We start from the raw sequence: 12,702 nt of genomic DNA, 5'->3' as shown, positions 1-12,702 counted from the left end.
CGGATAAGCTGAGAAGCATAAGGGTGTCATCCAGGAGGATCGGAATTCCATGCACATTCAGGTCGTATGCGTAGGCAAACTGAAAGAGAAGTATTGGTCGGACGGAGTGGCGGAATATGCCAAACGGTTGGGGGCTTACGCCCGCTTGGACATTCGCGAACTCCCCGACGAGAAAACGCCGGACTCCATGAGTCCGGCGGAAGAAGAGCAAGTCCGCGCGCGCGAAGGCGAGCGCATCCTGGCCGCCTTGAAGCCGGACGCGCATGTCGTCGCGCTCGCCATCGACGGCGAGACCTGGTCCAGCGAGCAATTCGCCGCTTATATGGACAAGCAGGCCGTCTACGGCGGCGGTTCCGTCGCCTTCGTCATCGGTGGCTCGCTTGGCCTGTCGTTGACCGTTCTCTCACGCGCGGATAAGAAGCTATCGTTTGGCCGCATGACGTACCCGCATCAGCTTATGCGGGTGATCTTGCTGGAGCAGATTTATCGGGCGTTCAGGATCAATCGGGGGGAACCTTACCATAAGTGACGGCGAAAAATTCGAATGTCAATAAGGGGAAAGAAGACAGCAGAGTCTTGGAGGAAGGTGCTATAGAGACATCCCTCTAGAGATAGGCTCTAGGGGGACTTTTGTATGACCAATACGACAATGTTTTCTATACCCGTGGTATAATTGTGAATACATCGGATTTCGTAAATTCTTTTTCGGATGAGGGTTATTTGCGAACTTCGCAAAATAAACGTTAGGCGGAATGCACAATACACTTATTAAGGAGTTTATCCATTACATGGGTAGAAATCACTTGTCGAGAAATGAAAAATTAACACTTTGGATATCTTTTATTGCTTTATTATTTTCAATCATCTCAGGCATATTCTCCACTTATTATACAATTCAGAGAGATCGAAAGGATAATCAGGAAATTATTGATATCGCACTCATTGAATCATCTCATGATGAGACTGTACTTTATAAAGATTTGAACATCGGAGACACAGGATCAGCGCTTATTCCTTTAAATTATAGTGTTTTACTTTCAAATAATTCAAAAAGAACAATTTCAATTATTGATCACAAACTAACTCAGATAACTAACGGCAAGATGTTTTACTACAGCAATATCGTAAACAAGGTGACCATAAATAACAAGAATGTTGGCTTTCCCATAACAATAGAGGCAGGAGGAAGTATAAAACTTGTGTTCAGTATTAATATCTTATTGAAACCAGTTGTTGATGATCTTATTCAGAAAAAATATAATTATAATACAGAAATTCCATTTAGCGATTTACAAAGATATTTACTCAGTAATGGATATGATCTTTATGGAAATAAGGTAAAAGCAACTTTTTTTAAGGATAATACTTACATGATGGAAGCAGAAGATTATAAAGTACCTACTTATAAGATTACATTTACAACTTCAAAAGGTAACAAATTTACTCAAAGTATTAGTGAAGAAGAATTGCCAGAAAACTTTTAAAGCATTCATTTCACATTTGCGAAGGAGAAATTCCCTTACGCCGACAAGAAGCTCTCCTTCGACTACATGACCTACCCTCAACAGCTGATGTGCGTGCTTCTTCTGGAGCCGGTGTACAGTGCAATTAAATTAATCGGGTAAACAGTGCCATAAGTGACGGAGAAGTTTGGTTGTTGGCAAGGGATGCCTAATACTAGGTTAAAAGTAATGTGTTATAATTAGGAAAAAGCTGAGGAGGTAAAGCATGGCCAAAAAGGAACGAAGTAGGTCTTATCCCAGCGCTAGTCTCGAGAAGGCAATCGAAGATACAAAGCTTGTTAAATCGAAGCTCGGTAGTGGTAAATTGGATCGAGATCAAATTTCTATTGCTTTAGGATACCAGAGAATAAATGGTCTAGCAGGGACAAGAATCTCTACTATGGTTCAGTTTGGTCTATTAGATAAAGATGATGGGTATTCTTTAAGTAAGCTAAGCGAAAAAATAACACATCCTAAAAGTAAAGAAGAGCGAAACGAAGCAATCCTAGAAGCCTTCTTGAAGCCTGAATTATATGCAGAGCTTGTGCAGAGATACCAAGGAGATGGTCGCTTTCCCGACCAACTAGATAATATTCTTTATCGTGATTTCGGAATAACTGCAAACGCTAGCCAGGATGCTGCAAAACTCTTTATTCAGTCAGCGCAATTCGCTAATCTAATTGATGAAGCCAGAGTCTTTTTACATAACGAAACAATTGAAATTCATCAAAACGAAGAAGAGATAGATCAAACAGTATACATCCCTACTCCTAATAAATATCAACAACCGGACATTGTGGATATGATTGCAGTGACAAACTCGGGAACTTATATAAATAATTATTCCATGGACTCGAAACAGACATTTAATTTCTCGTTGAGCGAGGGGAAGTTTGCTCAGGTAATAGTCCCTACTGGGCTAAAAACGAGAGATATACAAATTCTTCGTAAGCAAATTGAATTACTGGAATTGCAGATTGAGGGGGAATAGTTTTTGAACTTTGGCCGTGTTAGCTTGAGTTCTTTAATAGAAGTGCTCGAAGCCATAACATGGAATATGCCTTGTAGCATTAAAGACATCATAGCTTTTACAGGGTTTAGCAGAACAACAGTTAATAATGCCTTGAAAATATCTATATCCCTTGATTTGGTGAATGAATCAGAAAATTTATATAAAATAGTTGAGGAATACGATAAGAATCTTTCATTAAATGATAAAAAGGTAATTATCACTAAACATCTTCAGAACTTAAAACTATTCCAGGTGTTATGTGGATTTTTGCAAAGCTCAACTGTGCATGTAGACGCTATAAGAAAAACGTTAGTCTTTTGTAAAATAGATCATAAGTATTCAGATAGCGTAAAAAACGTACTTCTGTTGGCTGTTGATCTTAATTTAATAACATTTGATGGTACAAATTATTCAATAAGTGAGTCGATTGCGCATCCTCCTCATGAATTAGAAATCGATGAAGTACAATTAAACTCAGAAATCGCTGTTAGATTGTTTTTGTCCAAAAGGCTAAGCCCTGAGTTATTTCATTCCTTAGAGAATCCTGAAAAAGACAGATTAACACTGGCTTTCTTGCATTATAAGAGTGACCCTGAAAGGTCTTGTGAACATTCTGGCCAGTCTTTAGAGAATTATTTGCGGTATATCGGTGTAAAGGAAGGTGTTGACCTAACAAGTTGTGATGGAATTGGACAGATAGCTGACTACTTAAGTGGTAAAGGAAGATTAATAATACATCCAAGGCATAGAGATATTGCTAAATCCATTTCAAGTATCAGAAATAGTTCTGCACATGATAGAGATAAGTTAACAAGTGACCCTTGGATAAAAACATCTGAGATCGCACTTGCAAATGCCTTGTTGGTAATTCAACTTATTAAATCCATTCATGGTTGGGTAACCTCAAAAGCACAAATATTATGATAAATTTTTGGAGATAGCTAATCATAAGACTACAACTACACGCTCCATGCCCCCAGAGATTCCAACACCCTCCGAAGCGCAAAAAACAATTTTTGCTACAGCAGAAGGGTTAAGGACGAAACTTAACTCAACGGCTTCGATTTAGTCAATGGATGACGTGATTTGCTGATTATAAGATTCATCAATGTTTCAGTTGCTCAAAGGTGGATGCATTCATAAACTGGTCGAATTGTTGGATAAGGCTACGTACGAGTTGGATGGAGACCGGTTGTGCGTTTGTCATTGGTCAGTTCAAGTTTCAAGCGGGACCCAATGGAGAACGCCCATCACGGGCGTTCTCCCTTTCGTCACGCATTTTCCTCTTTTGACTCCTTGCTATCTGCTGCGCGTAAGCCTCACCCAAGCCTATCGACGCATAATATTCCTGAGTTGCTTGCTCCATCCGCTCCATCACTGCCGCATGTTGGTCCTCTGGGGTAAACTCAAGGAGAACGGCTAATATGGCGTTCTCCCTTGCGGCTTCGCGCAGCCTGATTTCCTCTATCCCGTAAACGGTATAGCCACCATGCGTCCCATTTGTGATCTTATGCTTCAACTGGATAGCAGCGATGGCGGTAGCAGGGTTGATCTCCTCGATATTCGCAAGTGTCTCGAAGCCTTTTTGAATAACTTCATCAAGAAGCTCTAAATCGTGCTTTACCTTGTCCACAGTCATGTGTGAGGCTTTGCGTTCTTCCCTTTTGGGATTGTTGGCGAAACGTTTTCCTTTAGACTTACCACAGCGCAGTTTATCCGCCTGAACCTCTCCGATAATCGCCGCTCTGCGCCTTCTTGCGTATTCGAACATCGTCGGCACAGAGATATCGAATCCATTCTCCTTACACCATGCCGCACATTTATTTGGGCTTTCCCCTTCGTCCAGCATCTTATCCAACAAGAATGGCCGTCTAGGCCAAATTAGAAGTTGTTTCTGTTTGCCAACTACGGCCATACTCATCATCTCCTTGTAACCGTTACTTAGAATATCGTATTTGCAAACGTTTTTATAAATTTAGATGGCGATTTCGATTTTCTCCCGCTTTACCGGTTGTCTCGGTTGGAATGATTCCGCTGTTACCGCAACAGGAGGCGATGAAAAGTAGGAATCCACGTTTTCGTCAAAGCATAGTTCAATCGTCTCGATCTTCTTGCTTGTATTCATGGTTATCCGCTTGATGAACAGGTGCAACAACGTTTTCCGCTGTTCGAACGGTGCGGTGGTCAGAACCTGATTAAACCCATGAATCAACTCGCGCACTTGTTCGAAGGAGATAGGTGATGTATTGCCTTCGGATAGCTCCATTTCAAGCCGGGACTTCTCCGCTTGTAGCTTGATAAAATCGGCCTGAATCTCCTGCATTCTTCCGGTGAAGAATGATTTGTCCACGTTCCCATGCTCGAATAGATCGAGGTACTTCCGCTTTCTGGACTCAGCCTGTTCTAATTGGCTTCTAATGTGTTCTAGCTCCGCTTGGAGCGGTAATGTTCGGGTCGTGAGTTTGTGGTTAATTTTGTCCACGATGGCCTTTAGAATGCGGTCTTTGGACAGTATTCGTGCTAACCGATTCATCACTTCATCTTCGGCTTCTTGCTTCCGAATGCTATTGGCAGAGCACACGCTGCTCCCCTTACTCCGAAAGGCTCCACACGAGTAATACAGGCGATTCACGATTTCTCCAGTCTTCGTCTTGCTACGGGTACGGCTAGCAACCATCGCCGCGCCACACTTCGGACAGCGGATTAACCCAGATAGTAGGAACTCACCGTCGAAAATACGAGACGGGGTAAAGGATTTCTTCTGGCTCAGGAACTGGACTTTCTCCCATAATGTATCGGAAATAATGGCTTCGTGTTTTCCGTCGGCGATGATCGGGTCTGCGCACTTGCCCCGCCTACGTTTGTTACTCCAGTTCTCATAGCGGTTGTAACGGACTTTACCGTTATAGAACGGGTTGTTTAGGATTTCCTTTATGGCTGTCGTGGAGAAGGTGTTGCCGGTCTTCGTCATATAGCCGCTGTGGTTGAGCTCATTGGCGATGCTCTTCAACCCACTTCCAGAAGCGTAAAGCTCGAATATCTTTCGAACGATAATGGCTTCCTCCGGCACAATAACAACAGCTTTGGAACGCTTGGAAAGGTTGCTGGGGTCAGCAACAGCTCGATAACCCAGCGGTAGCTTGCCGTTATGTTCGCCCTTCTTTGCTCTCTGTTTCATACCCATTTTCACGTTATCGACAATCGTATTTCGTTCAAGTTCACCGACCGCACCCATCATTTGAAGAGCGAACTTCCCCATAGATGTGCTGGTGTCGAAGTTTTCTGAGAAAGAACGGAAGGTGATGTTGCAGGCTTCTAATTGTTCGACGATGTTGAGCAGGTCAACGTTTTTGCGAGCCATGCGGTTAAACTTCCAGACGATAACCTCGTGAAACTTCCTGTTCCCAGCATCTTTCAAGAGCCGCTGCAACTCGTAACGGCCTTCAATACTTTTACCGCTTACCCCCGCATCCACATACTCTTTATAGACCTCTTTTCCATATAATTCGCAGTATTTACGCAAGGTATCGAGTTGGGCATCGATGCTATAGCCTTGCTCGGCTTGGTCTTCGGTGCTCACACGCGCATATATGGCGACTTTCGTTTTATTCGTGATCATTGAGAAAAATCTCCCTTCAAATGGTTAGATGTTTGAGTGCGGCGGTGCCTTGGATGTGCAATTCGGTCACGTCTCGGTTAGGTGGTACATGAACGCTCTGGATAAATCCACGGAGCAATGCATTTCGTTTCCCTGCTTCGATGGTATGGAACGATTTGAACAGCTTCTTCAATGCGCTGCGGACTTCTTTCAGTGATACAGCGCTGCGCTCGAGTTCAGCGAACTTCGATTCCAACTGATTTTTGTTCTCGTTTAGCGCTGCGATAGCTTGTTTCAATGATTCAAGTTTCTCAACAAGCTCCACTTGTCCAATGAACCCATCCTCGAATAGCTCGTAACAGCGCCGCTGCTGCTTTTCCAGTTGTTTTAAACTCATCGCGATCTGAGCTAGCTGTTGCCGCAATGGCGGTCCTTCTTCCTTGTTATTGTGGTTTATTCGGGTGACGATCTCACTTAACAAGTGTTTGTTCGTGAGAATGTGCTGAAACCGGGCCAGCGTTTCATTTTCAACAAGTGAAGCAGGAACTGCATTCGCCTTACATGCGGTCGAACCTTTATTGTTGTTATTCCCACATACGTAATAATGGTACTTGCGAATACTTCCGTTCTTCCGAATAGCTTTTGTGTGCCATGGAACCATGCTGCTTCCGCACACGGGGCATTTTAACAGGCCAGCTAGCGGATAAGGCCGTTCTATGGTTTTTGTCGGTGTTCGGGTACGTTTATTCAGAAACTCTTGAACCTCGTTCCATAACTCCATACTAATGATGGGTTCGTGTGTGCCCTGAACAATCCGCTTCGAACGGTCGCTAATTGCCCCAGTAAACTTCTCATGAACGGTGTACTGAATCTGACCAATATAATTCACGTTGGTCAGAATGCCGCGTACAGCAGAGATACTGAAAGGCTTATTCCGTTTCGTCGTGTATCCAGCGCCGTTTAAATGGCTTGTAATGGCTTTAAACCCTTTCCCGCTCCGATAATGTTCGAAAATCTTTGCACAAGCCTAGCCTCATGCGGAACAATTTTAAGGTGTGGTTCTACGTCTACTCCGGTTACCCATTCGTAGCCAATGACGTTATTTCCACTATTCCAGACACCTTTCTCGCTTCGTTTCTGCATCCCCAAGCGTGTGTTCTGGGCAATCTGCTCCCGCTCCATTTGAGCAATAGCGCCGAGCATCTGCAAGGTGAAGGCTCCTTGAGCAGTGCTGGAATCGAATTGCTCAGTCAGGCTCATGTAACCGATATTGTGCTGTTTGAACAATTCAAGCATCTTGAGTTGATCCGCCAGGTTCCGTGCCAAGCGATTCAACTTCCATGTGATGACGGTGTGAAAGCGACCTCGCTTCGCATCCCCCAACAGTTCCAGCATCGCAGGTCTACCATTTATGGACTTGCCGGAATAACCATCGTCCACGTATTCCCGGTAGATGGATAGATTTTGCTCAGCGGCGTAGGCGCGCAGTTCTTCAAGCTGTCCGGGTTATGCTATAACTCTTTACCTGTTCCTCGGAAGATACTCGGACGTAAATCGCAATTTGGTTCGTATAAACCACCCCAAATGGAAATAAATTGGTAAACCTAGCATAATCCCCGTTTCTGAGCCGTTCAAACGCCAAGGGAGTGAGTTTTCGCCAATTGATTCTTAGGCGATTACAGCCGATCAATCTTTTGCTTGGGCAGGCGACGCTTTACGCTCGGCACAGTCTTTATCGCGGGGGCGTCCCCTTAATTCCATAATATGGTATTATTAATGGGGGATATTCTATTGAACCCTTTATCTTCCATTGAAAGGTTATCAGGAAGAGGAAATAAGTGTAGAAAAGGATGGGACTGTAGCCATTCTATAAGAAGGGATGCGGATTAATGAAGATAAAGCGCTTTTTTGGACTAAAAAATGAAACAAGATGCGATAGATGTCATGAGAAAATAGGCTCTCCCTCCCATACGTATACACTCTGCAAAGAGTGCTTTTCTATTGATCCCAAAAAGGTTAGAGAACATGAAACAAAGCTGGACTATCCTCGCCTAGTCGCAGGTCAAACGTGTGTTTTGTGCAAAAAGAGTCTAGCCAATACGCAACATAATCATACTTGTTACAAATGTGTTTCTCAGCACAACGACAGAACTCACAGCGGATGGTATATTAATAGCGACTATGACGAAGGTACCAAATTGTATCGCAGTTGTATTTGTGGAGATGTCGTTGTCATTACTATTGGCATACCGCATCATTTTGAATATTACAGGGTAGGAGATAGAAGACCAACGACAATACCGTATCCGTGCAGCAGGAATATCAGAAAACATGAACATTGTGAACATAATTGGCTGATCCTTGCAGAAAACGATACTCCTTATGAAGAGGGGTTAAAGAAATACAAGGAGTATAAACAAAATCCTGCTATGGGTTTTCTCTTGGATGGGGAAGATGATTACGAGCATATGGCATTCGGATCAACTAAATTTTGGTGTAGTCGATGTGGATTGTATCATAATTTATCTCCAAGTAAGGTGAAGCTTCTCCCGTCAATTGGTTACATTAAGCATGACTAAATCATCAGTTACATATAAGCGAAGCTCCTATCGGTGGGCGCTTTACTTTGAAGATTCTTATCTCAAACATAGGGTAATCAAGACTAGGAGGACGATTAATGTGAAGATTCACAGACTAACAATTATTTACATGATAATAGTCTGCGTCGCTGCACTTTCATTAGCTTTATTTTTGGATTATAAAGGAGTAAACTTTTGGTCCAATATAGCCGTTGGAATACTATCGAGTGGAGTGCTTGCATTAATAATCTCGGTAGTTGGATACAACGTAGAACGGCGAAGAACATTAGAGGAATTTTATACTCAGGCTTGCAAAGCAGTACGGAATCTTGGGTTATATGAACATGATGAAAACGAAGAGCAAATTATGAGAACAATTATAAAGATGGCAGATTATGATTATAGTGCCTTAAATACTTCCTACGCAAATATAGACTTCATTTGGAATTCGAAGAAGCTGAAGAATCGTATTTATAACAATGTTTATTTGGAAATAGTCACAATTAAAAATGAAATAGCGGACAAGGTAGCGCATTTCCAATGGTATTTAACCGGGAAAACAACAAATCTTCCTGTAATGCAATATTATATTAAGGAACTCGACAAAATCCTCGTAATGAGAAATGATAGCGAATTCCATAATGAAGATGGCAGTGTAACCCAAATGAGTTATGTTTGTAGTAGTACAAGCCGTATTATTGAGGATGAGCTAAACACATGGTATTTTCAATTGATGTATGGGAAACAGGCTAGCACAAAAGTACCAACCAAAGAATAATTCTTGCAATTGTGTTCCTATGCAGTCGCGGCGCACTTTTCGCCGATAGACCCGTTAAGGTGAACCGTATCACAAATAAGGGCAAGTTTTAAATATGCTCCCCTTTAAGTAGACAGGTTTAATAAATAAACCGGCTACTTGCAGAAGAGCATATCAGTTACCGTGGATGCCGAAGTCCTTTCGTGTCCTTTAAAATGGTTTTACCACATCATCTGAATCAGTGGAGTAAGCCAGCTCTTTCTGTGCTTCCAGAGCGGCCAGTCTTTCCAGTAGGGCTGCCCGGATTTGCTCATAGGCGTCACTGCCCAACGCCATACGCGTAGCACCCTCTCCCTGATCGACACGGTGGATAATCTGCTGCGCCATTTTATCCGGATCGCCGACAACCATTTGGTTGAACATGCTCATATCTATACCTGGCAGTTCCCCCTTCATCAGGCTAACGAATTGGCCCGCCTCCGTATCCCGGTATTCGTCCATCCGCTCACCGAATACGGCGTTGCTCGTAATGAAATTCGTTCGGATTCCGCCGGGCTCCACCATAGTGGTCTTAATATTGAACGGAGCCACTTCCTTAGCCAGCGCTTCAAAGGCTCCTTCGACCGCCCATTTCGAAGAACAATACAGCCCCATGCCCGGAACAGAATAATGACCTGCCATACTCGATATCTGTACAAGGTGACCGCCACCCTGCTTGCGGAAAAAGGGCAGGACTGCACGCGCTGCGCGCAGGGAACCGAGCACATTGGTCATAAACTGATGCTCAATTTGCCTATCGCTTGCTTCCTCCACTGCGCCATACAATCCATAGGCTGCATTATTGACGAACACATCGATCGTGCCTAGTTCTGAAAATGCACGTTCCACGACATCAGCAATTTGCTGAGGGTTTGTCAGATCTAAATTAGCCTGCCATAGTTGGGAGCCATACTGTACCTGCAGATCATCAAGCACACCCGGCTTGCGTACCGTTGCGGCTACACGGTCCCCCCTATCCAGCAACCGGCGAGTTATACGTGAAGCCAAGCCTCCTGATGCTCCTGTAATGAACCATGTTTGCATGCCAAACACCCTCCAATCGTTGTCTTCCACTGAATCATACAAGCAACTGGAGGGAGTTAGCCTCAGCACGTCTATTCTATTAACGGGAGTAACAGTCTACGGGAGCTACCTGTCCTGCCTGTCCAGCTCCAGTAAACGCAATAATCTCTCCTCCGTGCCAGAACCGGGAACCGGAACAAAGAAACACCAGTGCAGTCCAGGGTCGTTATCAATGACAGCCGCGGAATGGAGCACGAACTCCACCTCCTGTGCGTCAGGAAGACGAAATAAAGCGGTGGCTACGCGCTTTTGCTTGATTTCATATAGCTCCCAGAAATGCACGAATTCCTCGCTTTCCCGTCTCAAGCGTTCGAACCGTTCCATATATAACGGGTTGTTCTTGTACAGGTCGAAACTTGCCCGCAGAACCGCTACGGAGTAACGGGCAAATCCTACCCAATTCACCAGTCTGTTGCGGTAATCCGGCTTTAAAAACATAATGTTCATCATATTCCGTTCGTTGTCCGGCAGACTGCCGAAATCGGCTACGATCAGTTCTGCAGCCCGATTCCAGGCGATAACATCCGTACCTTCGTCCGTGATAAAAGATGGATAATGCAGTTGATCTACGATTTTCTGCAACACTCCCGTATCCGGCCCTCGGCTATTCGACACTGTGACGACGCTCGCCGCGTCTACATTGGCAAGATCGAACAGATGCTTCTGCTCATCTTCGTCAAGCTGAAGCGCTTTGCCGATACTTAGCAGCACTTCCGGCGAAGGATTAACCTCCTTGCCTTGCTCCAGCCAGGTATAGTAAGTCACGCTTATATGGGCAAGATAAGAGACTTCTTCTCTTCGAAGCCCTGGAGTGCGTCTTCGTCCGGGCAGCGGCTGGATCCCCGCCTCTGAAGGTTGCAACCGTTCCCTGCGCGATTTAATGAATTCACCCAATGCGGATGAGGAACGATTTGTTCTCAAGTAACTCACCTCAAATTACATATATGGAAGAATATATATCGTAATTAACCAAATGAATCAAAAGCGCTTCGTACACGATCATTATAATCTCTGTTAAACGTCCGTTGCCACAAAAGAGAACTATAACGAGTACCGATACTGTTACTCCCGTTAATAGAATAGACATGCTGTGGTTAACCCCCTCCTACCGACAGTACGATTAAGATAATTTACGACAGAGAAGTGCTATCGATAGGAGGTTTTGTATCTTGAACAAGTACGCATATAGAAACAAGCTGGCTGTAGTGACCGGCGCTTCATCCGGAATCGGGAAAGCGTATGCCAAAGAACTGGCGGCACGAGGTTGTCATGTGGTACTGGCAGCGCGCTCCAAGGACAAACTGGATGCAATAGCTGGGGAAATCAACCGCCAGTACGGCGTGCAGGCTTATGCATTGGCTTGCGATTTGTCCAAAGCGAACGCCCCGCGTCAACTGGCTGAACAAATTTCCGAACTGGGCTTGTCGGTCGATATTCTCATAAACAATGCAGGCGTCGGCACTTATGGCCGCTTCGAGGAAATAGACCCGGAGCGCGAGCAGGAAGAGATTATGCTGAACACGGCTGCGTTAGTCGATCTTACGCATCGGTTGCTGCCCGATATGCTAAGGCGAGAGGACGGAGTCATCGTTAACGTGGCATCGATGGCCGCGTTTATGCCTTGTGCTTATTCTACTGTTTACGGGGCTACTAAAGCATTTGTATTGTCCTTCTCTGAGGCGCTATGGGCGGAAACACGCGGGCGAGGCGTTCGCGTGCTCGCACTGTGCCCGGGTGCAACCGAGACGGGGTTTTTCGATGCGGTTGGCAGCGATGAAATGGGGGCGGGCCAAAAGCTCTCGACCCCGGAGAAGGTTGTACAGGCCGGATTTCGTGGGATTGACCAGGGACGCAGCTATATCATCGATGGCCGAAACAATTACTTTATGGCTCAAATGATCCGATTTTTTAGCAGGCGCAGGGTAGCCTTGATCATGGAACGCATGTCAAAGCCCAAAAGGCACTTATAGTTAGTTTAAAAGGGCCATCCCGCAAAGGATGGCCCTAAAACTTGCCGTTACAGACAGCGCGGTGAACCGTACCATAAGTGACGGCGAAAGTGGCTTAGACCGGGAACAGCTTCTCAGCCGGTTGGCAGATCGGGTGTGACGAAGAGTCTCGTAACGTTACAG

11 protein-coding genes and 1 pseudogene are annotated in these 12,702 nt (G+C 44.7%); 6 read left to right on the top strand and 6 right to left on the bottom strand.

The window, feature by feature from the left end; all coding sequences use genetic code 11:
* The first annotated feature begins 49 nt into the window (after positions 1 to 49).
* The 4 genes from rlmH (at position 50) to PTZ19_RS17925 (ending at position 3,438) form a co-directional block, all read left to right on the top strand.
* A complete protein-coding gene (gene rlmH, locus PTZ19_RS17940) occupies positions 50 to 529 on the top strand; it encodes a 23S rRNA (pseudouridine(1915)-N(3))-methyltransferase RlmH (RefSeq protein WP_276356459.1) in 480 nt (159 codons plus the stop codon).
* A 259-nt stretch (positions 530 to 788) separates the two neighbouring features.
* The gene (locus tag PTZ19_RS17935) at positions 789 to 1,484 is read left to right on the top strand and encodes a hypothetical protein (protein ID WP_276356458.1); all 696 of its coding nucleotides are present in this window, start codon (positions 789 to 791) and stop codon (positions 1,482 to 1,484) included.
* 244 nt (positions 1,485 to 1,728) lie between these two features.
* A complete protein-coding gene (locus PTZ19_RS17930; protein ID WP_276356457.1) occupies positions 1,729 to 2,493 on the top strand; it encodes a hypothetical protein in 765 nt (254 codons plus the stop codon).
* A 3-nt stretch (positions 2,494 to 2,496) separates the two neighbouring features.
* Complete coding sequence (locus PTZ19_RS17925; protein ID WP_276356456.1) at positions 2,497 to 3,438, top strand: hypothetical protein; 942 nt, start codon at positions 2,497 to 2,499, stop codon at positions 3,436 to 3,438.
* Positions 3,439 to 3,736: 298 nt separating this feature from the next.
* On the opposite strand, the gene PTZ19_RS17920 is transcribed toward PTZ19_RS17925, so the two are convergent.
* The 4 genes and pseudogenes from PTZ19_RS17920 to PTZ19_RS17905 form a co-directional block, all read right to left on the bottom strand.
* Positions 3,737 to 4,429: a hypothetical protein gene (locus PTZ19_RS17920; protein ID WP_276356455.1), complete on the bottom strand. Its 693-nt coding sequence runs from the start codon at positions 4,427 to 4,429 to the stop codon at positions 3,737 to 3,739.
* Between the two features lie 60 nt (positions 4,430 to 4,489).
* Complete coding sequence (locus PTZ19_RS17915) at positions 4,490 to 6,133, bottom strand: recombinase family protein (RefSeq protein WP_276356454.1); 1,644 nt, start codon at positions 6,131 to 6,133, stop codon at positions 4,490 to 4,492.
* A gap of 16 nt (positions 6,134 to 6,149) precedes the next feature.
* Complete coding sequence (locus tag PTZ19_RS17910; RefSeq protein WP_276356555.1) at positions 6,150 to 7,088, bottom strand: recombinase family protein; 939 nt, start codon at positions 7,086 to 7,088, stop codon at positions 6,150 to 6,152.
* Positions 7,073 to 7,603 (bottom strand): annotated as a pseudogene (locus PTZ19_RS17905) (recombinase family protein); the annotation flags it as partial. The pseudogene PTZ19_RS17905 and the gene PTZ19_RS17910, both read right to left, overlap by 16 nt.
* A gap of 1,188 nt (positions 7,604 to 8,791) precedes the next feature.
* Between PTZ19_RS17905 and PTZ19_RS17900 the strand changes: the two are divergent.
* Positions 8,792 to 9,469 carry a hypothetical protein gene (locus tag PTZ19_RS17900; RefSeq protein ID WP_276356453.1) on the top strand — a complete coding sequence of 226 codons (678 nt, stop codon included), beginning with the start codon at positions 8,792 to 8,794 and terminating at the stop codon, positions 9,467 to 9,469.
* Between the two features lie 189 nt (positions 9,470 to 9,658).
* Here PTZ19_RS17900 and PTZ19_RS17895 read toward each other — a convergent pair whose 3' ends face one another.
* Positions 9,659 to 10,531, bottom strand: coding sequence for an SDR family oxidoreductase (locus tag PTZ19_RS17895; RefSeq protein WP_276356452.1), 873 nt, complete (start codon positions 10,529 to 10,531; stop codon positions 9,659 to 9,661).
* Positions 10,532 to 10,636: 105 nt separating this feature from the next.
* Positions 10,637 to 11,491, bottom strand: a complete 855-nt coding sequence (locus PTZ19_RS17890; RefSeq protein ID WP_276356451.1) for a helix-turn-helix transcriptional regulator — start codon at positions 11,489 to 11,491, stop codon at positions 10,637 to 10,639.
* 248 nt (positions 11,492 to 11,739) lie between these two features.
* Here PTZ19_RS17890 and PTZ19_RS17885 point away from each other — a divergent pair, with 248 nt between their 5' ends.
* Positions 11,740 to 12,540, top strand: a complete 801-nt coding sequence (locus PTZ19_RS17885; RefSeq protein ID WP_276356450.1) for an SDR family NAD(P)-dependent oxidoreductase — start codon at positions 11,740 to 11,742, stop codon at positions 12,538 to 12,540.
* Positions 12,541 to 12,702 lie beyond the last annotated feature (162 nt).

This window comes from Cohnella caldifontis, assembly GCF_029360585.1.
Classification (GTDB): Bacteria; Bacillota; Bacilli; order Paenibacillales; family Paenibacillaceae; genus Cohnella; species Cohnella caldifontis.
Note: the sequence above shows the minus strand (reverse complement) of the source record. Positions and strands in the feature narration are given on the sequence as shown.